Annotated in this window: 14 protein-coding genes and 2 tRNA genes; 10 read left to right on the top strand and 6 right to left on the bottom strand. The window is 45.4% G+C overall.

Annotation, left to right across the window (positions count from 1 at the left end; genetic code table 11):
* Nucleotides 1-215 precede the first annotated feature (215 nt).
* The 5 genes from CIK96_RS07990 to CIK96_RS07970 form a co-directional block, all read right to left on the bottom strand.
* Nucleotides 216-290 (bottom strand) — tRNA-Val (locus CIK96_RS07990).
* Between the two features lie 154 nt (nt 291-444).
* Nucleotides 445-870 carry an amino acid-binding protein gene (locus CIK96_RS07985; RefSeq protein ID WP_094391412.1) on the bottom strand — a complete coding sequence of 142 codons (426 nt, stop codon included), beginning with the start codon at nt 868-870 and terminating at the stop codon, nt 445-447.
* A 93-nt stretch (nt 871-963) separates the two neighbouring features.
* Nucleotides 964-2,262, bottom strand: a complete 1,299-nt coding sequence (locus CIK96_RS07980; protein WP_094440265.1) for a phenylacetate--CoA ligase family protein — start codon at nt 2,260-2,262, stop codon at nt 964-966.
* A gap of 427 nt (nt 2,263-2,689) precedes the next feature.
* Nucleotides 2,690-3,358: an FKBP-type peptidyl-prolyl cis-trans isomerase gene (locus tag CIK96_RS07975; RefSeq protein WP_094435931.1), complete on the bottom strand. Its 669-nt coding sequence runs from the start codon at nt 3,356-3,358 to the stop codon at nt 2,690-2,692.
* Between the two features lie 19 nt (nt 3,359-3,377).
* Nucleotides 3,378-4,919, bottom strand: coding sequence for a glycine--tRNA ligase (locus tag CIK96_RS07970; protein ID WP_094391408.1), 1,542 nt, complete (start codon nt 4,917-4,919; stop codon nt 3,378-3,380).
* Nucleotides 4,920-5,484: 565 nt separating this feature from the next.
* Here CIK96_RS07970 and CIK96_RS07965 point away from each other — a divergent pair.
* From CIK96_RS07965 to CIK96_RS07950, 4 genes are all read left to right on the top strand, one after another.
* Nucleotides 5,485-7,626, top strand: a complete 2,142-nt coding sequence (locus tag CIK96_RS07965) for a glycoside hydrolase family 3 C-terminal domain-containing protein (RefSeq protein WP_254046880.1) — start codon at nt 5,485-5,487, stop codon at nt 7,624-7,626.
* 100 nt (nt 7,627-7,726) lie between these two features.
* A complete protein-coding gene (locus tag CIK96_RS07960) occupies nt 7,727-10,432 on the top strand; it encodes a DNA gyrase/topoisomerase IV subunit A (protein ID WP_094440264.1) in 2,706 nt (901 codons plus the stop codon).
* Entirely contained in the window at nt 10,416-11,234 is an 819-nt protein-coding gene (locus CIK96_RS07955; protein ID WP_094440263.1) for a DUF3316 domain-containing protein, read from the top strand. Before CIK96_RS07960 ends, CIK96_RS07955 begins: the two co-directional genes overlap by 17 nt.
* A 103-nt stretch (nt 11,235-11,337) precedes the next feature.
* Complete coding sequence (locus CIK96_RS07950) at nt 11,338-12,372, top strand: S41 family peptidase (RefSeq protein ID WP_094440262.1); 1,035 nt, start codon at nt 11,338-11,340, stop codon at nt 12,370-12,372.
* 2 nt (nt 12,373-12,374) lie between these two features.
* Here CIK96_RS07950 and rmuC read toward each other — a convergent pair whose 3' ends face one another.
* On the bottom strand, nt 12,375-14,003 hold the full coding sequence (gene rmuC / locus CIK96_RS07945; RefSeq protein ID WP_094435945.1) for a DNA recombination protein RmuC: 1,629 nt from the start codon (nt 14,001-14,003) through the stop codon (nt 12,375-12,377).
* Nucleotides 14,004-15,173: 1,170 nt separating this feature from the next.
* Between rmuC and CIK96_RS07940 the strand changes: the two genes are divergently transcribed.
* From CIK96_RS07940 to CIK96_RS07915, 6 genes are all read left to right on the top strand, one after another.
* Nucleotides 15,174-17,378 carry a sodium-translocating pyrophosphatase gene (locus CIK96_RS07940; RefSeq protein ID WP_094440261.1) on the top strand — a complete coding sequence of 735 codons (2,205 nt, stop codon included), beginning with the start codon at nt 15,174-15,176 and terminating at the stop codon, nt 17,376-17,378.
* A 17-nt stretch (nt 17,379-17,395) separates the two neighbouring features.
* Complete coding sequence (locus CIK96_RS07935) at nt 17,396-17,815, top strand: family 20 glycosylhydrolase (protein ID WP_371327176.1); 420 nt, start codon at nt 17,396-17,398, stop codon at nt 17,813-17,815.
* Between the two features lie 275 nt (nt 17,816-18,090).
* Nucleotides 18,091-18,171 (top strand) — tRNA-Leu (locus CIK96_RS07930).
* Between the two features lie 249 nt (nt 18,172-18,420).
* Nucleotides 18,421-18,618, top strand: a complete 198-nt coding sequence (locus CIK96_RS07925) for a helix-turn-helix transcriptional regulator (protein ID WP_094440260.1) — start codon at nt 18,421-18,423, stop codon at nt 18,616-18,618.
* Between the two features lie 14 nt (nt 18,619-18,632).
* The gene (locus CIK96_RS07920) at nt 18,633-21,896 is read left to right on the top strand and encodes a type I restriction endonuclease subunit R (RefSeq protein ID WP_094440259.1); all 3,264 of its coding nucleotides are present in this window, start codon (nt 18,633-18,635) and stop codon (nt 21,894-21,896) included.
* Between the two features lie 4 nt (nt 21,897-21,900).
* The gene (locus CIK96_RS07915) at nt 21,901-23,559 is read left to right on the top strand and encodes an N-6 DNA methylase (protein ID WP_094440258.1); all 1,659 of its coding nucleotides are present in this window, start codon (nt 21,901-21,903) and stop codon (nt 23,557-23,559) included.
* The last annotated feature ends 3 nt before the right edge of the window (nt 23,560-23,562 follow it).

Genomic DNA, 23,562 nt, shown 5'->3' with positions numbered 1-23,562 from the left:
TGGTCAAGCACTTCCTTGGGCAGCACCATACGTGCCAACATTAGCAAACCTTTGTCTTCCATGATGCAAAGGTAAGCATTTCATATGAATCATACTCATTTACCCCTATGAAAAATCTATTGAGCCGTGAGCCAGGCTTTGCTGTATTGTAGTAGAGTAGGCTTAGATGGATATATAAACAAAAAAAAAGAGTTCCAATATTTTGGAACTCTTTGTGGGCGCTGAGGGATTCGAACCCCCGACCCTCTGCTTGTAAGGCAGATGCTCTAAACCAGCTGAGCTAAGCGCCCTTATTTCTTTGTTTGATTGCTTATTTCTTTTAAGCGATTGCAAAGGTACGGAGTTTTTGTGAATCCACCAAATATTTTGGGAACTTTTTTCGAAAAAACACGAAAAAAGTTCCCAAAACGCGTTTTTTATGCCTAAAATGCGTGATTTTCGGCATTACAGACGGTATAAATCGCTTGCAGCAAGTAGATCTACTTTCTTTTCTGCGAGTATTCTTTCGCAGCCCTCAAGGTCTGTTGGACGTATGACTACGTGCGCCACATCGCCGTTGGAGAATGAGTACATATATTCGATGAATACTCCGTTTTCCGACAAGTGTTTCAGTACTTTTGCCAGCGAACCGCTGGTATTGGGACATACAAAGCCGATGACATCGGTCATTTTTACGGCGAAGTGTGATGCTTTGAGCACTTGGTAGGCTTTGTCGGGGTCGCTTACTATGCAGCGCAGGATGCCGAAGTCGCTGTTGTCAGCAATACTCATGGCTGAGAGGTTGACGCCTGCATTGCCCAGCACGTCTGTAACTTCTGTCAGGCGGCCTGACTTGTTTTCGAGGAAAACGGATAGTTGTTTAGCTAACATATTCTTATTGTTTTATTGTTTTATTGTTTGTTGTTTCTGTTGTCTGTATGTCGCATGATTGAAATGCGGTTGTGTGTCGTTTGGTCACGGCGTTTATAGCTTGCGTTTATCGATGACGCGTTTAGCTTTACCGGTAGAGCGCTCGATGGCACGTGGTTCTACGAGGCGCACTTTGAAGCCGAGTCCGATGACGCTACGCAGTTCTGCTTCGAGTTTCTTCTGCAGTCCAACCATGGTTGACATCTCGTCGGTGTAGTATTCCTCTTTGACCTCTACCTGCAGTTCGCTTGTGTCGGTATTGTCTTTACGATCGACGGTCAGCAGGAAGTGCGGTTCGTATTCAGGCAACGAGAGGATGACTGATTCGATTTGTGATGGGAATACGTTGACGCCACGTATGATGAGCATGTCGTCGCAGCGTCCCAGTATGCGGTCCATGCGCACCAATGTACGTCCGCATGCACATTTCTCATAGTGTAGTGCGGTGAGGTCGTGTGTGCGGTAGCGCAGCAATGGCATTCCCTCTTTGGTAAGGTGTGTGAAGGTAAGTTCTCCCAATTGTCCTTCAGGCATGGGTTCTCCTGTTTCAGGATTGAGTATTTCGGGGTAGAAATAGTCTTCGTTGAGGTGTGTACCGTTCTGACATTCACATTCGTATCCCACTCCTGGTCCTGATATTTCGCTCAGTCCGTAGATGTCGTATGCTTTGATGCCCAATGATGTTTCGAGTTTATGGCGCATCTCTTCAGTCCATGGTTCGGCTCCGAATGCACCAATTCTGAGTTTGAATTCGTCTCGTGGCCATTCGCAGTCTTTTAGTGTTTCTGCTAAGAACATGGCGTATGATGGTGTGCAACAGAGTACCGATGTGCCGAAGTCGTGCATCAGCGTGATTTGTTTCTGTGTGTTTCCACTTGACATAGGAATCACGCTGGCTCCGATATTGGTAGCTCCATCGTGAGCGCCGAGTCCTCCGGTGAAGAGTCCGTAGCCATAGCTCACTTGGAAGATATCGTTTTTTGTAGCGCCGTATGCAGTGAATGCGCGTGAGATAGCTTCGGTCCACATGGCAAGGTCTTTGCGGGTGTAGAGTACTACTACCGGTTTACCTGTAGTTCCTGAAGAGGCGTGGATACGCACAATCTGACTCATGGGCACGGCAGTCAGTCCGAAGGGATAGTTGTCGCGCAGGTCGAGCTTGTTGGTAAATGGTAGTTTCACGATGTCGTCTATATCTCGGATATCACCAGGTTCGAGTCCCATTTCTTGAAATTTCTTCCGATAGAATGGTGTGTTGTGATAGACGTAGTCTGCCATTTTTCGCAGACGTTGGCTTTGTAGGTCGCGAAGCTGTTCGCGACTCATACATTCAATAGTTTCATTCCAGATCATTTTCTGTCTTGTTTTCAGTTGTGTATATCCTTGACAAAGGTACGAATAAGCGAGCAGAATGCAAAAGAAAAGCGTGTTTTTCTTTTCATTCTCGAGCGAAAGTACCTAAGAGGCACAGCCTCAAAGGTACGAATAAGCGAGCAGAATGCAAAAGAAAAGCGTGTTTTTCTTTTCATTCTCGAGTGAAAGTACCTAAGAGGCACAGCCTCAAAGGTACGAATAAGCGAGCAGAATGCAAAAGAAAAGCGTGTTTTTCTTTTCATTCTCGAGTGAAAGTACCTAAGAGGCACAGCCTCAAAGATACGAATAAGCGAGCAGAATGCAAAAGAAAAGCGTGTTTTTCTTTTCATTCTCGAGCGAAAGTACCTAAGAGGCATGGTGTCAAAGGTAGGAATTAGCGTGGCGTAGATATAAAAAAGGTGACCGCTTAATTGCGATCACCTTTAGTCTTTGTCCAGAAATCTGTGAGCCAAATGTCGAACACCAGCGTGCTGTATGCTGGTATTACTCCGCTGGCAGTTTCTCCGTATGCCAGTTGATATGGTATGGTCACTCGCCAATGGTCGCCTTTATGCATGTTCATTAATGCTGTGCTGAATCCATCGACGAAATCGGAAGCAACGGGCAGTCGGTATCCTGATACAGAACCGTATGAGTTGTACTGTGCTATCTTGTAGGGAGCGGTAACGGCAGGGTCGTATGTCCCCTCAAAACTTTGGTCGAACACATATCCGTCTTTGTACGACTTTGATGGCAGGAGGCGTCCGCGATACTGCATACATAGTGAGTCGTTGTAGTATGGTGATGTAGTGCCTTCTCCGCGCTCTATTACATCCACGAGGATGCAGTCGGTCTGTGGGATGTTGATGGAGTCGGAAACCGACCATTTGCGTACAACGAACGATGAGGCTGTGGCAGAGGCATGTAGTTTGTATTGTGTTTCAAAATACTGTTCATTGGTGTTTTTCCAATCAACAAATTCCTCTTCTGTGCCATCGTCTTCGCTGCATGATGCCGCAAAGAAGGGCATCAAGGCAAACAGGCAACCTGCGAGGATTGTCTGTTTGCTGCGTATCATCATGTTGTAGATGCTCATTATTATATAATAGGTGTATTTACTGAATCTTCTTGAGCAGGCTGACGATGCTCACCTTGTCTTCGATGATGCTTGCCAAGTCGCTGATATTGACGCGCTCCTGTTCCATGGTGTCGCGGAAGCGGAGTGTCACCTTGCCATCGTTGAGTGAGTCGTGGTCAACGGTAACGCAGTAAGGAGTACCGATGGCATCCTGACGACGGTAGCGCTTTCCGATAGAGTCTTTCTCGTCGTATTGGCAGTTGAAGTGGAACTTCAGGTTGTTGATGATTTCGCGTGCCTTTTCGGGCAGTCCGTCTTTCTTGACGAGTGGCATGACTGCCAGTTTTACAGGAGCCAGGGCGGCGGGCAGTTTGAGTACTACGCGTGTTTCACCGTTTTCGAGTTTCTCTTCGCAGTATGAGTGACACATGACTGAGAGGAACATACGATCTACGCCGATCGAGGTCTCGATGACATACGGAGTGTAGCTCTCGTTGGTCTGTGGATCGAAGTATTTGATGCTCTTTCCTGAGAATTTCTCATGCTGTGAGAGGTCGAAGTTGGTACGTGAGTGAATACCTTCCACTTCTTTGAAGCCGAATGGCATCTTGAATTCGATGTCGGTAGCTGCGTTGGCATAGTGTGCAAGTTTATCGTGGTCGTGGAAGCGATAGTTTTCTGCACCGAAACCAAGAGCTTGGTGCCAAGCCATACGAGTTTGTTTCCATTTGGGGAACCATTCGAGTTCAGTACCTGGAGTTACGAAGAACTGCATTTCCATCTGTTCAAATTCGCGCATGCGGAAGATGAACTGGCGTGCTACAATCTCGTTGCGGAATGCTTTACCAATCTGAGCGATACCGAATGGAATCTTCATGCGACCGGTCTTCTGCACGTTGAGGTAGTTGACAAAGATACCCTGTGCGGTTTCTGGGCGGAGATATACTTTCATAGAACCTTCAGCGCTGGCTCCCATTTCGGTAGAGAACATCAGGTTGAACTGGCGTACGTCCGTCCAGTTGCGTGTGCCGCTGATGGGGCATACGATTTCTTCATCAAGGATGATCTGCTTCAGTTCTGCGAGGTCTGGTCCTTGCATGGCTTTAGCGTAGCGCTCATGTAGTGCGTCGCGCTTGGCAATATGCTCTTTTACTCGTTCGTTGGTTTCGAGGAATTTGGCTTCGTCAAATGCTTCTCCGAAGCGTTTGCGTGCTTTTGCCACTTCCTTCTGCACCTTCTCATCGTATTTTGCAATCTGGTCTTCAATCAGCACATCGGCACGATAGCGCTTTTTTGAGTCGCGGTTGTCGATGAGGGGGTCGTTGAATGCGTCAACGTGTCCAGAGGCTTTCCAAATTGTGGGGTGCATGAAGATGGCAGAATCGATACCGACAATGTTTTCGTGGAGCAGTACCATTGATTTCCACCAGTATTCTTTGATATTGTTTTTCAACTCTACACCGTTCTGTCCGTAGTCGTAAACGGCTCCCAATCCATCGTAAATATCGCTGCTTGGAAATACGAAACCATATTCTTTACAGTGGCTTACGATTTTCTTAAATACATCTTCTTGTGCCATAATGCTTTTACTTCTTTTCAAAAATTATGCGTGCAAAGGTAGTGCAAATCGAGCGAAATACAAAAGAAAAACGATTTTTTCTTTTTATTTCCGAGATGCAGCCTACCTAAGTACAAGGTTACAAAGGTAGTGCAAACCGAGCGAAATACAAAAGAAAAACGATTTTTTCTTTTTATTTCCGAGATGCAGCCTACCTAAGTACAGGGTTACAAAGGTAGTGCAAATCGAGCGAAATACAAAATAAAACGTGTTATATTTTGTTTATTCGAACGTGATGGGGCTTACATTGTGCGTAAGTTTATGGGAGTTAGTTGGGAGTTGCTTGGGAGTTGCTTGGGATTTACAGACCTTGCGGAAAAGCGCAAGAAACAGGGATGGCTGCATCCCGAATGCATCCCGAATACATCCCGAATACATTCCGAATACATCCCGAATGTTTTTTTTGCTTTGCAAATAATCTTTTTTGGGGGTAATGTTAGAACATTCTCGCAAAAAAATCGTATTTTTGCAATCTAAAACCTAAAAATATTAAAGTATGAAGAAGCTGCTTTCGATACTGATGTTTATGGCACAACTCTCGGTAGTTGCACAGCCATTCGATTTTCAGAACACTCGATTGAAGGATGACCAGCGTATCAATCTCTTTATCGGCCAGTTGACACTCGACGAGAAGATTTCTCTTCTCTCCACACAGATGGGGGTACCACGTTTGGGCATTCCGTCTATCAGTTGCTATGAAGGACTTCATGGGGTGGCTTTGGGTGGACCTGCAAACAATAACGGAATGATTGAGGTGAATGGTGAAAAGCGCCCCAATCCACTACCGACTTCCATCTTTCCACAGGCATATGGATTAGGAGAAACGTGGGATCGTGAGGCTGTGCGCATGGTAGGTGAGCAGATGGCTGCCGAGGCCCGCTATTATATCCATCAGCCCAATGCCCGCCGCAAGGGACTTGTCATCTATGCACCCAATGCCGATTTGGCACGCGATCCCCGTTGGGGACGTACCGAAGAGAGTTATGGTGAAGATCCGTACCTAACCGGACAGCTCACCGTGGCTATGGTGCGCGGACTGCAAGGCAATCATCCTCGCTATTGGAAAGCAGCCGCGCTGATGAAACATTTCCTTGCCAATAGTAATGAATATGGTCGCGATTCTACCTCCAGCAATTTCGACGACAGATTGTTTCGCGAGTATTATTCCTATCCTTTCTATAAAGGAATCACGCAGGGAGGGTCACGTGCCATGATGGCAGCCTATAATTCTTGGAATGGAACACCTATGGCCATACACCCCTGTCTGCAAAGTATCGTTCGCAAAGAGTGGGGGAATGATGGCATTATCTGTACCGATGGTGGTGCGATGGGTATGCTATCGACCGCCCATAAGGCATTTGCTACTAAGACAGAAGCCGCAGCTGCCGTGGTGAAAAACCAGTTGGGACAGATACTCGACCGCTATCAGGATGAAATCCGCGAGGCGCTTGCCAAGGGAATGGTTACTGAACAAGATATCGAAGTGGCTATTCGGGGTAATGTGCGCGTGATGCTCCGCCTTGGACTGCTCGACGGAAAGAATTCTCCCAACCCGTATGCAACCATGGGAACAGATACAACCGCCACACCGCCCTTTATGACCGAAGAGGCACGGAATGCTGTGCGAGAGGTGACCAACAAGTCGGTAGTACTCCTGAAAAACAACGGACTCCTGCCGCTCGATAGTAAGAAAGTGAAAAAGGCGGCTGTTGTCGGACCTTATGCCGACGAGATTATCTACGACTGGTATAGTGGCACACCTCCCTATGAAGTAACTGTCTTGAAAGCACTTCGCGAACTGGGAGCACAACAGGGATTTGAAGTGAGCTACGTGAAAGACAACCGTATGGGTGAGGCAGAACGTCTGGCACGTGAAGCCGACGCTGTGGTAATATGTACAGGCAATCATCCTTATGGTACCAAGGCTGATTGGTTCTTCTGTCCAGTACCCAGCGACGGTCGCGAAGCCGTTGACCGCCTATCGTTGCAATTGCCCGATGAAGATCTCGTTCGTCAGCTCTATCGTGCCAACCAGAACACAGTACTTGTGCTTGTCAGCAGTTTCCCATATACCATCAATTGGAGTAATGACCATCTGCCTGCCATCCTCCACATCACCCATTGCAGTCAGGAGCAAGGCCATGCCGTAGCCGATGCACTCTTCGGACGCATCAATCCTGCCGGTCGCACCACTCAAACATGGGTGAAGGATATTCTCGATTTGCCCGCCATGATGGACTATAATATCCGTAATGGCCGTACCTATATGTATCAGCAAGGCGATGTGCTCTATCCTTTCGGCTACGGATTGAGTTACACGACGTTCCGATATGGTGAGCCAAAGGTTAATCTGAAAGACAAGCATACCGTGACCGTTACGCTCCCTGTTACCAATACTGGCGGTCGTGATGGCGATGAGGTTGTCCAATGTTATGTGAACTATCCTGATTCTAAAGTTGAACATCCACAGAAACAGCTCAAAGCCTTTGAACGAGTGGCTGTCAAAGCTGGAGAAACACGCGAGGTCAAACTCACCATCGACCGTGCCGACCTTACCCATTGGGATGAGGCTACCCATCGTTTTGAGGCAGAAAAGGGTCGCATCCAACTCATGATAGGTGCGTCATCAGCCGACATACGGACGGAAATATCGTTTGAAGTGAAGTAAAACCGAGCATCCAACTTGCAAAATTCGAATATTTTTCGTAATTTTGCAAGAATTAAAGGCGTTGGCAGACAATGCCTATAACTTAAAAGGATAAACATCAATGGACGACGAAATCAAGGACGACGAAATACTGAACGAAGAGCAATACACCACCGAAGAGGTTGAAGCCGAGGCACACTCAGGCTATAAACCCGTGGATAGGTTTGATGCGGCAGCCGTACACCATCTTAGCGGAATGTATCAAAACTGGTTTCTGGACTATGCTTCGTACGTAATCCTGGAACGTGCCGTACCACATATTGAAGATGGACTAAAGCCTGTGCAGCGCCGCATCCTTCACTCGATGAAGCGAATGGACGACGGTCGCTACAACAAGGTGGCAAATATCGTAGGACACACCATGCAGTTTCACCCACATGGCGATGCTTCTATTGGCGATGCGCTGGTACAGATCGGACAGAAAGAATTGCTGGTGGATACCCAAGGAAACTGGGGAAATATCCTCACCGGCAACCGTGCTGCCGCCCCTCGTTATATTGAGGCACGCCTGTCGAAGTTTGCTCTCGATACGGTTTTCAATCCGAAAACTACCGAATGGCAGATGTCTTACGACGGACGCAACAAGGAGCCCATCACATTGCCCGTAAAGTTTCCGTTGCTTCTGGCACAGGGAGCCGAGGGTATTGCCGTAGGTCTGTCGTCGAAAATACTGCCCCACAATTTCGTTGAACTGTGTGATGCAGCCATCAGTTATCTGCATGGCGAGGAGTTTCATCTCTATCCCGACTTCCCCACAGGCGGCTCTATTGATGTTTCGAAATACAACGACGGACAGCGAGGCGGTTCGTTGAAAGTACGTGCGAAGATAGAGAAACTCGACCAGAAGACCCTTGTCATTCGAGAGATTCCCTTCTCCAAGACTACCGAAACCATTATTGACTCGATACTCAAAGCCATCGAGAAAGGAAAGATTAAGGCACGTCACGTGGAAGACCTCACCGCAGCCAAGGTGGAAATACAAATACAGTTGGCACCCGGTGTCTCGTCCGACAAGACACTCGATGCGCTCTATGCTTTCTCCGATTGCGAAATCAATATTTCGCCCAACTGCTGTGTCATCGAAGACAATAAGCCGAAATTCCTCACCATATCCGATGTGTTGCGCCATTCAGCCGACCGCACTAAGGATCTTATCCGGCAGGAACTCGAAATCCGCAAGAACGAACTTCTTGAGCAGTATCATTTCGCTTCGCTTGAAAAGATATTCATCGAAGAGCGCATCTATAAAGACCGCAAATTCGAACAGGCACCCAATGTCGATGCCGTATGCGAACATATTGACGAACGCCTCACTCCCTACTATCCACAACTGGTTCGTGAGGTAACCAAGGATGATATTCTCAAGTTGCTGGAGATTAAAATGCAGCGAATCCTTAAGTTCAACAAGGATAAAGCCGACGAACTCATGGCACGCATCAAGGAGGAAATCGAACAGATTGACCGCGACCTCAACAACCTTGTAGAGGTCACCGCCAATTGGTTTAAGTTCCTTAAAGAGAAATATGGTAAGGATCATCCGCGACTGACCGAAATCCGCAACTTCGATACCATCGAGGCTACCAAGGTTGTTGAGGCCAATCAGAAACTCTATATCAACCGTGCCGATGGATTTATAGGTACAGGACTGAAGAAAGACGAGTTTGTCTGCAACTGTTCCGATATCGATGATGTCATCATCTTCTACAAAGATGGTAAGTTCAAGGTCATCCGTGTGGCAGATAAGATATTTGTAGGAAAGAATATACTGTGGCTTGGTGTGTTTAAGAAAAACGACCAGCGCACTATTTATAATATGGTGTATCGTGACGGAAAGAAAGGCTTCTATTATATAAAGCGCTTCAACGTGCCGTCGGTTACTCGCGATCGCGAATACGACCTGACCATTGGAACCCCGGGATCGCGTGTCGTTTATTTCACCGCCAATCCCAATGGCGAGGCTGAAGTTATCAAGATAACACTCGACCCTGCACCAAAGCTCAAAAAGATATTCTTCGACAAGGACTTCTCCGAGGTGCTCATCAAGGGACGTGCTGCTAAGGGTAATCTGCTGACCAAGTTCCAAGTGCATCGCATCGGACTAAAGAGTCATGGTCACTCCACATTGGGCGGACGCAAAGTGTGGTACGATCCCGATGTCAACCGCCTGAACTACGACGAGCACGGACGCTTGTTGGGCGAGTTCAACGATGGCGACCAGATACTCGTATTCCTACCCAATGGTGAATACTATCTCACCAATTTCGATGTCAACAACCACTTCGAAGACAATATCGTAAGACTGGAGAAATACGATGCCGACAAGGTCTGGAGCTGTGTGCTCTACGATGCCGACAATCAAGGATATCCCTATGTCAAGCGCTTCTTGCTGGAAGCATCCAAACGCAAACAATGTTATCTGGGCGAGAATCCCAATTCCAAGGAGATATTGCTCACCGACCAAGTCTATCCGCGCATCCTTGTCACCTATGGTGGAGCTGACGAATTCCGCGGATCAGAGGAGATTGACGTAGAACAGTTTATTGCGGTTAAGGGCTATAAAGCAAAGGGTAAACGTCTCACAACCTACCAGATTGCCAGCATTACCGAACTGGAACCCACTCGTCTGCCTGACCCACCCAAAGAAGATGAGGCCGATGAAACGGAAGAGGAAGAGAATCTGGACCCTGATGCTGGAAAGAGTCAGCAACAGGTGATTGACGAACTGACTGGACAACAAACGCTTTTCTCTGATGAAGACTATCAATAGAACGCTCTTCGTACTGGCACTTATGCTGAGTGCAACGTCGGCAACGTCACAAACCGCTACCGATTCTCTCCGTATCTCTACGGTAAGTCACATGGTGGGAGGTGGCGCATCCCAGGTGCTTGACACCTATCTGTCTGCCGAACATTTTAGCGGACCGGGAGTTACATATCTCTGCACCGTCGAACGACAGCGCCCACAACGAAGATGGGGCACGGTCATGGAACATGAAGTCAACTTCTCGTCGGTTAGTGACCGTACCGATCAGCGCGACGAACTGGAAGGTGCCTACAATTTCTATTGGGGACGTTTGCGCCGTTGGCAACTGCTCGACAATCGCCTGACCCTACAGGCAGGAGGCATGGCTAATGCCTCGTTGGGATTTATCTATAATAGTTCCAATTCAAACAATTCTGCCCAGGCTCGTGCACATCTTAATCTGATGCCTACCGGAGTGGCTTCTTATCGCTTCTCGGTCATGCGCCATCCGGTAGTGGCACGCTACGAACTTGCCTTGCCATTGGCAGGAGTGATGTTCTCGCCCAACTACGGACAGACCTACTATGAGACTTTTGTCAGAGGCGACTATGACGGCAACGTGCGGCTGACCACCTTTGTGTCGGCACCTGAGTTTCGTCAGATGTTGACACTCGAAACGCCATTATCAGCGTCTATCGCCCTTCGCATCGGCTATTTGGGCAACTATCAGCAGTTTCATGTCAATCATCTGAAGCAACATGTCTATACTCATCGCTTCATGGTGGGCATCACCCGTCGGTTCTCAATCATTTCGCGCCGGCTCTGAATACAATTCAGACAGCGTAAAACAATCAATCCCGTAACGAATCATGATGACAGTTCTATCCCATAAATTGAATATCGTCCATCGGCTTTGCCCATTTGGCTTCATGCAGACGCTGAACCGTTTGCATACCGTCGCCCTGATGTTGTGCGCCATATTCATGGTCACGATGTTCACTTCTTGTATCGACGAAGACGAACAACCCAATACGCCAACCGGCAATTTTGAGGCACTTTGGCGTATCATCGATCAGCATTACTGCTTCTTCGACTATAAGCAACAGCAGTATGGACTCGATTGGCAGGAGGTCTATGTCAAATACAAGGAACGCGTCAGCGACCGCATGACCGATCGTCAGCTCTTTGAAGTGATGACCGATATGCTGTCGGAACTTCGCGACGGACACGTCAACCTTGGTGCCAGTTATGATTACGGGCGCTATTGGGCATGGAAGGAAGACTATGCCTCAGATTATAGTGATTCGCTCGAACGCATTTATCTCCGTACAGACTATAAAATTGCCAGCGGCATGAAATATCGGGTGCTCGACGACAATATCGGCTATGTGCGCTATGAGTCGTTTGCCGATGCAATAGGAGAGGGCAACCTCGATGAGGTATTGTCTTATTTCCTACTTTGTCGAGGACTTATTATCGACATCCGTAGCAATGGCGGTGGCGAACTGACCAATGCCGAGCGCTTGGCTTCCCGCTTCGTCGATGAGAAGACGTTGGTGGGATATATGCAACACAAGACAGGTACGGGACATAATGATTTCAGCGAACTCAAAGCTCAGTATCTCGAACCCTCCAGCAGGCTGCGTTGGCGCAAACCGGTATGTGTTCTTGTCAACCGTGGGGTGTTTAGCGCTGCCAACGAGTTTGCATCGATGATGCATGCGCTCCCAAATGTCACTCTGGTAGGTTATCGTACTGGTGGCGGTTCTGGCATGCCGATGAGCAATAGTCTGCCTAATGGATGGATGGTTCGCTATTCAGCCTGCCCCATGTACGACAGTCAGAAGCGTCAGACAGAGTTTGGCATCGAGCCCGACATCTCCCTCCATCTCGATGATGCAGATACGCGTCGTGGTGTCGATACCATTATCGAAACCGCACGAAATGTGATCAAAGGAAAGTGAAATCAGCTTTCGCTCTCGTCATGGAGCATCGCTGTAGCATCTGTTTCTATAAATAAGGAGTCGTTCATGTCGTTGAGCGACTTCTTCTTTTTATTCTCTTTGGCACCTGCCTTAATCAGATTTTTGGCAGCTGTGATGATGCTTGGTCCGCTGTCGGCGGTGGTAATTTTCAGTTTGGAAATCTTCTTGATGGTATCGTTCATGCTCGATTCCACCTCCATGAAACGAATGCCAAAGTCCTGCACACGGTCTATCACGGTATTGGCAGCATTCATCATGTCCTGCTGGTTTTGGAGTTGTCGCACCTGTGTCCACATCATCTCCAATACGCGCAAGTTCATATACATGGTCTGCGGACCGAGTATCAAGACTCCCTCGTCGTAGGCTTCGCGCCATAGCGAGTTGTCGTTGAGTAGAGCCAGATTGAGTGCCCCTTCTATCGGCACATACATAATGGCGAAATTGAGTCTGTTGTATCCGCTTGGCAGATATTTGGTATATTCCTTTTTTGCAAGTCGCTTCACCTGTGCTCTTACGCTGGCGATGTGTGCTTTAAGATAATCTGACTTCTCGGTTGTGCCGTCTTCTGCATTCATATATCGCTCATAGTCTGTCAGCGACATTTTTGAATCGACCACCACATGGCGGTTGTTGGGGAAATGCAGAATGAAGTCGGGTATCAGTCCCTTTCCGTCTTCGCCTTTTGCCGTTTTTCCTGCTTTGTCGCGTAGTGTTTCCTGCGTGTCAAACTGTTCACCCTCTTTCAGTTCAAGGTCTTCAAGGAGTTGTTTCAGTTTCAATTCGCCGAAGTTGCCCTGCACTTTCACCTCACCGGTAAGAGCTCTGGTCAGTCGGTCGGCAGTTTCTCCCAGTTGTGCACTCTTCTGCATATTGATTTTGATGGTCTCGTCGAGTCGGGTGAGTGCTTCGTTTTGTTGTTCCTTCGATTTATCGAAAGCCTCCTGCATATCCTTCAGGCTCTGTTGCAACGGGTCGATAATCTTCGACACCTGTTCTTTGTTTCTCTCTCCCAACTCTTCCTGTCTGCGCTTGAGCACTTCTTCCGATGTGGTCTGCATCTGCTCTTTGATGAGTTTTATCTGACTGTCAATCTGTTCGCGGTTCATTTGCTTCAGCGCTTCTATTTGTTTTTCGGCACCCTCTTTGGTTTGTTCCAGTTGTTTCTCGTGCGAGGTCTTCAGTTCTGCAATCTGTGTTTCGTAAGAAGCCTTGAAGTCGGCGAGTTGTTTCTCAAACGTTTCTTTCAGTTCGCTTTCCCTTTTGACATTGCGATCCCTTTCGGTATTGATAGTTTGTTGGGTATTTTCCTTTAGGGCGCTCATCTGTTTTTCGAAGTCAGTTTTCTGTAAAGTCAACTGTGCACAGAAATTCTCAGCGTGAGTTTTCTGCACATCGCGCTCCGATGTAAGTGTTATGATTTGATTCTGTTGATTGGCAATGGTGCTTTCTTGTGCTTGTATTTTCCTGGTCAAGTCAGTCAGTTGTGCGTGTAGATTGTCAATCAGTTCGGTATTGTTTTGTCCGTTACCTTTGCTTTTGTTGCCTAATGCGAAGCCTACTGCCACCATGATGACAGCTACCACAGCAATAATGATGAGATATGTTACCATACGTTTTGATGTGTTGGGAATGTTGCGGGTTATATTGCATGCAAATATATAAAAATTAAATGAGAGAGGCGAAGATGTTGACATAAAAATCTTGCTTTATCATTATTTTCTTTGGCTGAATCCTTGTTGAAGATAATTCTGTGAAACAGAAAATGCCCAGTTTACTTTTTGAAAACTGTTATATTGTTATCTGTAACGCATAGTTTTAATAGTATCGAATTCGGTACAATTAAGAATCTGATTATAGAGCTGTCCCTTTTAAAGAAATGTAATTATAGAGATAACTATCGTCTTGATAGACGATACGGTTTCCGTACTTGGAATCCATGAAATTTTTGTTTTCTAAAAATTTCGACCACACGACCACAGGTATAGTGTAATGTATTGTAAGATAGTGATTTGTTGCTGTGGTCGATTGCTTCGAACCCGTATTTTCGACCACACTTCGACCACACATGATTTTCCAGATAATCATTGTTGATATTTACACGAAGTAAATATAAATTATTATCAGGCATTTTCAAACGGCTGACAAAGTTATTATCCAACGTTTGGTAAAGGTGTTATCCAACGTTTGACAAAGGTGTTATCCAACGTTAGATAAAAGTATTGTCAAACGTTAGATAAAAGTGTTGTCAAACGTTGGATAAGGGTGCTGTCAAACGTTAGACAAGGGTCTTTTCAACGTTGGAAACAAGTTGTTTCAAATATCAGAAAAGAGTGATGTCAAATATTGTGCAATAGTGTTGTCGAATGTATGATAAGGGTGTTGTCGAGCATTTGAAAATACCAAGCCTATATTGGACTCTATTGTGGTTTCGCAGCTTTTATGGTTGCAACAGCAGATTGGGCATGGTGTTTGGAGGGTGGTCGAATGGTGGTCGAAAACCATGTTTTTTTGGAATCGACCACCGCGTGTAAGTTATTGAAAAGACGAATGATATGCAGAAATGGTGGTCGGTGGTCGAAAAAGTTGAGACTCGCGTGTGCGTGTGCGCGAGGAAATGGTGATCCAGAATAGAGATGTGTGCGCAATGGAAAATAAATTTGTTTGGGTCGAAAAAAATAATGGATTTTGCTTTTTCGTATCGATATATTTCGTAAATTTGCAGTATCGTTTTCCTAACGATGACTGCCGTATATAATTATTAATCTAAAAACTATATTGTTATGAACAACATTCCATTAGTGTTTTGGCTGATTCCGATTGCCAGTATTGTTGCATTAGGAATGGCATGGTATTTCTTCCGCACCATGATGAAGGAAGATGAAGGTACAGAGCGAATGAAAGAAATTGCAGCACATGTGAGAAAAGGTGCAATGGCTTATCTGAAACAACAGTATAAGGTAGTGACTATCGTCTTTATAGTGCTTGCCATCGTATTTGCTTTCATGGCGTACGTACTGAAAGTGCAAAATCCATGGGTACCCTTTGCATTTCTCACCGGCGGTCTGTTCTCCGGACTGGCAGGTTTCTTCGGTATGAAAACCGCCACCTATGCATCAGCCCGTACCGCTAACGGAGCGCGCACCGGACTGGACAAAGGATTGCGGATAGCATTCCGCAGTGGTGCGGTGATGGGACTCGTTGTGGTAGGTCTTGGACTGCTCGATATCGCCATTTGGTTTGTTGTACTCAATGCCGTTTATGAAGGCGAAAATACTGCACTCATCACCATCACAACCACCATGTTGACCTTTGGCATGGGCGCTTCCACCCAAGCACTCTTTGCCCGTGTGGGTGGAGGAATATACACCAAGGCTGCCGATGTGGGTGCCGACCTCGTGGGCAAGGTAGAAGCCAATATCCCAGAAGATGACCCACGCAATCCAGCCACCATTGCCGACAATGTGGGCGACAATGTGGGCGATGTTGCCGGAATGGGTGCCGACCTCTACGAGAGCTATTGCGGTTCGATACTGTCAACCGCCGCTTTGGGCGCTACAGCCTTTGCCATGAATGGCGATATGCAGTTGCGCGCAGTCATTGCCCCGATGGTGATAGCCGCCATAGGAATATTCCTGTCGCTTATCGGCATATTCTTGGTGCGCACCAAAGAGGGAGCGTCGATGAAAGAACTGCTCCACTCGCTGGGGCTTGGCACCAATGTCAGCGCCGGACTCATTGCCGTAGCCACCTTTGTGATACTCTATCTGCTGGGTATAGAAAACTGGTTAGGACTCAGTTTCTCCGTTATCAGCGGTCTTGTGGCAGGTGTGGTAATCGGTCAGGCAACGGAATATTACACCTCACAAAGTTATCGACCGACACAAAAGATAGCAGAGGCATCGCAGACAGGACCAGCCACCGTTATTATTAAAGGAATAGGTACAGGAATGATCTCTACGATGATACCCGTAGTCACCATATCGGTGGCTATCATGCTGAGCTATCTCTGTGCCAACGGTTTCGATATGTCGCTCTCGGCAAAGTCTATCAGTATCGGTCTTTACGGTATAGGTATTGCAGCCGTGGGCATGCTGTCAACGCTCGGCATCACCCTTGCCACCGATGCCTATGGCCCCATTGCCGACAATGCCGGCGGCAATGCTGAGATGAGCGGACTGGGTGAAGAAGTGCGTGAGCGCACCGATGCCCTTGATGCCCTTGGCAATACTACTGCTGCTACAGGCAAGGGCTTTGCCATCGGATCGGCTGCCCTTACGGCTCTCGCTCTACTTGCTTCCTATATCGAGGAAATCAAGATTGCCATGATACGTGCCGTGGAAAACGGCAAACAGTATTTTGATACAGCAGGAAATGTGTTCGACCCAACGAATGCAACGACCATAGACTTCATCAATTTCTTCCAAGTGAATCTCATCAATCCGAAGGTCCTGGTAGGTGCTTTCCTCGGAGCAATGGCTGCCTTCCTGTTCTGCGGATTGACCATGGGTGCCGTAGGTCGTGCTGCAGAATCGATGGTGCAGGAGGTGCGCCGGCAATTCCGAGAAATCAAAGGAATACTTGAAGGCAAAGCCACACCCGACTATGGTTGCTGTGTGGAGATAAGCACACGTGGTGCCCAGCGCGAGATGATCATTCCTTCGCTGCTTGCCATCGTTATCCCCATCGTGGTGGGTCTTGTGCTTGGTGTGGCTGGTGTGCTCGGTCTGCTCACTGGCGGACTTGCTGCTGGTTTCACCCTTGCCGTGTTTATGTCTAACTCTGGTGGTGCATGGGATAATGCCAAGAAGATGATAGAAGAGGGCCATTTCGACGGAAAGGGCAGTGAGAACCACAAGGCAACCATTGTTGGCGATACCGTGGGCGACCCATTCAAGGATACCTCTGGCCCCTCGCTCAATATTCTTATCAAGCTCATGTCGATGGTAAGTATCGTGATGGCAGGACTGACCATCATATTCCTGTAACGGCGTGTTGCCGCAGCATGACCTATGGACTGACCGATAAGGCGCTTCAAGCTGCTGTGGAAAACAATGCTCGCATCATGCTATGTCCAGGAGAACATTGCTATTTCGACTATCCAATGGCCAAGGGCGATATGCCTGAAGTCAACTGGGGTATGCCGACGACTACACTCAAGGATACTTATAGCCTTGATCCTGCATGGGGACACGATAAGAAGTTTGAAGAGAACAACTTGTTTGGTGTGGCTGGAACGCTTTGGAGTGAATGTATCACAACACCTGAGCGCATCTATTATCAGGCTTACCCCCGTGCCATAGCATTGGCAGAGGCTGGATGGAGTCAGCAGGAAAACCGCTCATGGGAGTCGTTCCTCCAGCGCATGCGTCCATTGGCTAATGACATGATGCGTCGTGGCATATCGTTCTCGATGGAATATTGACGGTAGAAACCAATGGTAGAGACAGACCGTCTGTATGGCAGCGGCATCCGTCTCTGCCTCTATCCATGATATGAATTAAACCCAAGTTGGTCACCATGCCGATTTGGGTTTGATTCATTCCTCTGTTTTTGGTATAATGTGTATTCCCTTTGCGTGTCATGCGTTTCCCTTTCCTGTATAAAGTGTATTCCATACCAATATCATGCACAAATGAAAAGAAAAACGGATATTCCTTTTGCAGTTCGCGTCTTTTTTACTAATTTTGCAGCCGAAATGCGCCTGTGGCGGAATTGGTAGACGCGCTAGACTTAGGATCTAGTGTTTCCGACGTGCAGGTTCGAGTCCTGTCAGGCGCACAGAATCAATCCCAATTGCTTATTCCAAGCGATTGGGATTTTTGCTTTTGGGGGATGTTTGATAATCTTTCTACCTTCGTAATTTCCCTAGAGGTTGCCTAAAGCAATGCTTCGTATTACATATTTTCATACTATTTTTTTGCGACAACTCTACCTTCCTTTGTTATATCATGTTAAAGATTACCCTATAGGTACATAGTTATAAAAATAAATCACTAAATTTGTATCTAAAGCAATAAATTGAACGTGATGGAAGATTTAAACCAGCTAAAATTGGTCTTAGTTAAAAAGAAAAAGACCAACAAATGGCTTGCAGAACAGTTGGGAGTAAATCAAACAACTGTTTCAAAATGGTGTACCAACACTATACAGCCAGATTTAATGACTTTGAAAAAGATTTCAGAGTTGTTAGATGTCAGCGTAAGTGAAATTATCAACTTCGATTAAATAAAGAAGAAGCAATGAGTAAATTTAACGAAGCAACAAGAGTTCAGATGCCAGCAATGGTTCACTTAACTCGATTAGGTTATTCTTATTTTGGAAAGATAAGCGAGGATATGGCAGGGACAGTTTATGACCCTGACACAAATATCTTGATAGAGGTTTTCAAGAAACAGTTTTTTAAATTGAATTCATCAGCAAAGAAAGATGGGTTTGAGAGGACTTTGCGCTCCATTCGCCAAGAATTAAAGAATGATGACCTCGGCAAGTCTTTCTATAAAAGGTTACATGCAGTATCTCCCGTTAGATTGATAGACTTTGAAAATCCTCAGAATAACACCTTTCATTTTACAGCTGAATTTACTTGTAAAAATGGACAAGATGAATTTCGTCCAGATATCACTTTGTTTGTCAACGGCTTACCTCTTTGCTTCGTAGAGGTGAAAAAACCGAATAATCATGGGGGAATTGTAGCTGAAAGTAAACGAATGAATCAAGAGCGTTTCCCCAACAAAAAGTATCGTAGTTTTATCAACATCACACAGTTGATGATATTCTCCAATAATATGGAGTATGACACGATGGGGGGAATAGTTCCTATTCAAGGGGCTTTCTACTGCACTGCCGCAAGAGAAAATGCGCCCTTCAATTGCTTTCGTGAGGAAAATCCTTCCAATCTCCCAATAGCACCTTATAATGCCAATTATCCATATAAGGAAATCAAACAAGAAGAAGAAAGACAAATCTTGGCAGACTTCAATTGTCAAGTCATTCATCATACACCAGAGTATCAAACCAACCTTGGCATCAATACCCCAACGAATCGAATACTTACCTCCATGTGTAGTCCTGAGCGATTGCTCTTTATCATCAAGTATGGCATAGCATACGTTAAAATGGAAAAAGAGGTGGATGGAAAAATAGAAAGCACTGACCAAAAGCACATCATGCGCTACCAGCAGATGTTTGCCGCACTCGCTATTCGCCAACAACTCTCAGAAGGAGCTACTTCTGGCGTAGTTTGGCATACACAAGGTAGTGGAAAAACAGCTCTGTCTTTTTATCTTACCTATGTTCTATCCGACTATTATGCTAAGAATAATATGGTAGCGAAATTCTATTTCATTGTAGATAGAATAGACTTGCTGGAACAAGCCACCCAAGAATTTGAGGCTCGTGGACTCATTGTTTCAACAGCCAATACTCGTGCGGAATTGATGGCTCAGTTTCGCAACAACCACGCACAAGAAGGAACCAGTGGACAGCAAGAGATAACAGTTGTAAATATTCAACGCTTTGCCGAAGACAAACAAAAGTTTGAACTTCCGGCTTACGCTACAAGCCTACAGCGTATTTTCATTATGGACGAGGCACATCGTGGTTACAAACCAGGTGGTTGTTTCCTTGCTAATCTTTTTGATGCAGACCCGAATTCCATCAAGATAGCCTTGACAGGAACTCCTCTGCTAAAGGAAGATTGTGCTTCGAGTGTGGTCTTCCAACGTTACTTCCATACTTATTATTATGATCGCTCTATTGCAGACGGATATACATTAAAGATTATCCGTGAGGACATAGAGACCTCATATAAGGAACGATTGTCAGAGGTTTACGATAAGTTGGAAACCCTTGTACAAAAGAAGGATATTAAGCGTTCTCAAATCATAGAACACGATAGCTATGTAGGGGAATTAGCTCGTTACATAGCTGATGACTTAACAAAATTCCGCAAGATACAAGGGGATGATACACTTGCTGGTATGGTCATTTGCGAGACAAGTGAACAAGCAAGAAAACTGTATGAGGCATTTCAAAACTTCTCTGATGGAGGATCTACTAATACGTCTGACACTGGATATGCCAAGCCTATCCAAATCAAGATGGATGGACAAGAGTGGATGGTTGCCAATGCCATACCATTGCCAAGTTACAAGACGTGTCCACTAAAAGTTGGACTCATTTTGCACGATAGTGATGATAAAGAAACTCGCAAGCAAATTATCAAGGATTTCAAGAAAAACATGAGCATCGACTTGCTTATCGTCTTCAATATGCTCTTGACAGGTTTCGATGCACCACGCTTAAAGCGACTTTATTTTGGTCGCAAACTCCGTGACCATAACCTTTTACAGGCTCTCACACGTGTTAATCGACCATATAAGAGCAATCGTTATGGGTATGTCATCGACTTTGCTAATATCAAGCAAAACTTTGAAGAAACCAATGAGGCTTATCTCAGAGAGCTGAATCGCTTCAATAATCCTGAAGAAGTAGATGGCAATCACATCACCGATACATTCTCACAGGTCATAGAAGATCCTGATGAACTGATTCGGCAGATGAAAGATGTACGTCAAATATTGTTTGATTACACGACAAACAATGTAGAAGAGTTCTCATCTGAGATATCTTCCATCGAAGATAAGCAAGTGCTACTCGACTTGAAAAAAGCATTGGTTTCAGCCAAGGATTGTGCCAATATTGTACGTACATTTGGTGATGACAGCTTGAAGAATGCTTTCAGTAAGGTTGAGCTGACCAAACTCCCTGATATGCTAAAGGAAGTGCAACATCACATTGATATCATCAACCAAAAGGAAGCCTTTGCCGTTTCTGATGAGACCAAGCAACTTGTAAATGAAGCTATGCAAGACATCCGCTTCAACTTCGCTAAAATAGGAGAGGAAGAAATGAAAATGATAGCTGGTGGACAGGAACTACAAGAAAAGTGGGCTTTAGTGATTCATAAATTTACAGAAAATACAGATCCTGACGATCCGGAATATATTACTCTGCGTGATGCCTTCATGCAAAGATTCAAGGAACATGGCTTTGTCGTTGACAGTATCGCAAAGTTCAACCAAGAAAGTAAAGAGCTGGATGAAATAATCGAACGATTAGTAAAATTACAGGAAAGCAATAACCGATTGCTGAAGAAATACAATGGCGATACGAAGTTTGCCAATGTTCACAAACGGATTCACGAAGAAAACCAACGAAGATTGAAAGAGCATAAGCCATTCATCTTTAGTTATTATGACCATGACATTGTGGCGATACTATCTGATATAAAATCAGAAATAGATCAAAAGGTTTATGACCGTGCTGACATCCTGAAGAAAGATGACTATTTTGAGATGACTGTAATGACAGAAATTGCTCAGTCGCTCTATCATCATCCAAACATAGAGCCACAAATGGACGATTTTACTTTCATCCAAACCAGAATAGCTCGTCAATACATTAATCAATATAATAGAACATATTCAAGTAATTTAATATAAAAATATGACAATAAGAGAAAAAACCGTAGCGCTAATCGATGCCCTGAAAGCTACCTGCAAGACATACGGAATGGGCAACGATGGCAATGAGTATAAAATTATCACACAGGTATTCCTATATAAGTTTTTGAATGACAAGTTTGGTTATGCCATCAAACACTCGGAAAACCGTTATGCTGAGAAAATTCGGATAGCAGAGAAATGGGAAACCGCTTACAGTGAATTGAGTGATATGGAGCGCATGATGTTGTTGGCTTCCTTGTCTCCAGATCTACCACGTTTGAAGCCAGAGCATTTGATAGCCAACCTTTGGAATCAACAGGCAAAGGGTGATTTTGACTTTATCTTCGATAATACGATGAGTGATATTGCTGAGCAGAATCTTGCCATTTTCTCTACACAAACTACTCAAAATACCAAGATACCTCTCTTTGAGCCATTAACCCAATATGTGACAGATGTGGTTCAACGAGCACCATTTGCACGTGCCATGGTAGATAAACTTGCCAATTTCTCTTTTGAGGAAGCTTTTTCAGAGCATTACGACTTCTTCGCCAACATCTTTGAATATCTCATCAAAGACTACAATACGGCAGGAGGTGGAAAATATGCAGAATATTACACTCCTCATGCCATCGCTACAATTATGGCCAGATTATTAGTGGGCGACCATGCCGACCTCCATAATATGGAATGTTACGACCCATCAGCAGGTACAGGTACTTTGCTGATGGCATTGTCACATCAAATCGGTGAAGACCGCTGTACTATTTTTGCACAAGATATTTCTCAACGAAGCAATAAGATGCTCAAGCTCAACCTGCTACTCAATGGCTTGGTGTCTTCACTTGATCATGCCATTCAAGGCGATACACTCGTTGCACCTTACCATAAAAGCGATGACGGACAAAGCCTTCGTCAGTTCGACTTTGTGGTAAGCAATCCACCATTCAAGATGGATTTCAGCGATACAAGAGAAAAAATTGCCGCCTTTCCCGCCCGTTTCTGGGCAGGAGTACCAAAAGTACCAGCAAAGAAAAAAGAAAGCATGGCAATCTATACTTGCTTTATTCAGCATGTTATCAATTCTTTGAAGAAAAACTCAGGCAAGGGAGCTATTGTTATTCCGACAGGATTTATTACCGCCAAAAGTGGTATTGAGAACAAAATATTGAAGCATATCGTTGACAATAAGATAGTTTATGGCTGTGTATCCATGCCAAGCAATGTCTTTGCCAACACAGGAACCAATGTTTCTGTACTCTTCTTCGATGACTCAAAGAAGAGTGATAAGGTGGTTTTGATTGATGCCAGCAAACTTGGTGAGGAATACAAAGATAGCAATGGATTGAAAAAAGTTCGTCTTCGTGACGAGGAGATAGACCAGATAGTCAGCACTTTTCAAAATAAGGAAGCTGTGGATGACTTCTCTGTCAATGTGACCTACGATGAAATTAAAGAGAAGGGATATAGCCTCTCTGCCGGACAGTATTTTGATATCAAGATAGACTATGTGGATATTACGGAAGAAGAGTTCAACAAGCGAATGAGCGATTATAAAACTACGCTTACACAACAATTCACAGAGAGTCATCGTTTGGAAGAAGAAATTATAAAACAGTTGGACTGCATCGGTTTCAATGCTAATGCAGGAAAGGAATAATAA

Origin of the sequence: Prevotella sp. P4-98 (assembly GCF_002251405.1) — a bacterium.
Classification (GTDB): Bacteria; Bacteroidota; Bacteroidia; order Bacteroidales; family Bacteroidaceae; genus Prevotella.
This window is presented reverse-complemented; position numbering and strand designations above follow the sequence as displayed.

Coding starts and splice junctions, on each gene's coding strand:
- CIK96_RS07960 (WP_094440264.1), top strand. CDS start 7,727: ATGGACGACGAAATCAAGGACGACGAAATACTGAACGAAGAGCAATAC.
- CIK96_RS07920 (WP_094440259.1), top strand. CDS start 18,633: ATGAGTAAATTTAACGAAGCAACAAGAGTTCAGATGCCAGCAATGGTT.
- rmuC (WP_094435945.1), bottom strand. CDS start 14,003: ATGGTAACATATCTCATCATTATTGCTGTGGTAGCTGTCATCATGGTG.
- CIK96_RS07965 (WP_254046880.1), top strand. CDS start 5,485: ATGGCACAACTCTCGGTAGTTGCACAGCCATTCGATTTTCAGAACACT.
- CIK96_RS07950 (WP_094440262.1), top strand. CDS start 11,338: ATGCAGACGCTGAACCGTTTGCATACCGTCGCCCTGATGTTGTGCGCC.
- CIK96_RS07925 (WP_094440260.1), top strand. CDS start 18,421: ATGGAAGATTTAAACCAGCTAAAATTGGTCTTAGTTAAAAAGAAAAAG.
- CIK96_RS07985 (WP_094391412.1), bottom strand. CDS start 870: ATGTTAGCTAAACAACTATCCGTTTTCCTCGAAAACAAGTCAGGCCGC.
- CIK96_RS07980 (WP_094440265.1), bottom strand. CDS start 2,262: ATGATCTGGAATGAAACTATTGAATGTATGAGTCGCGAACAGCTTCGC.
- CIK96_RS07935 (WP_371327176.1), top strand. CDS start 17,396: ATGACCTATGGACTGACCGATAAGGCGCTTCAAGCTGCTGTGGAAAAC.
- CIK96_RS07975 (WP_094435931.1), bottom strand. CDS start 3,358: ATGAGCATCTACAACATGATGATACGCAGCAAACAGACAATCCTCGCA.
- CIK96_RS07915 (WP_094440258.1), top strand. CDS start 21,901: ATGACAATAAGAGAAAAAACCGTAGCGCTAATCGATGCCCTGAAAGCT.
- CIK96_RS07970 (WP_094391408.1), bottom strand. CDS start 4,919: ATGGCACAAGAAGATGTATTTAAGAAAATCGTAAGCCACTGTAAAGAA.
- CIK96_RS07955 (WP_094440263.1), top strand. CDS start 10,416: ATGAAGACTATCAATAGAACGCTCTTCGTACTGGCACTTATGCTGAGT.
- CIK96_RS07940 (WP_094440261.1), top strand. CDS start 15,174: ATGAACAACATTCCATTAGTGTTTTGGCTGATTCCGATTGCCAGTATT.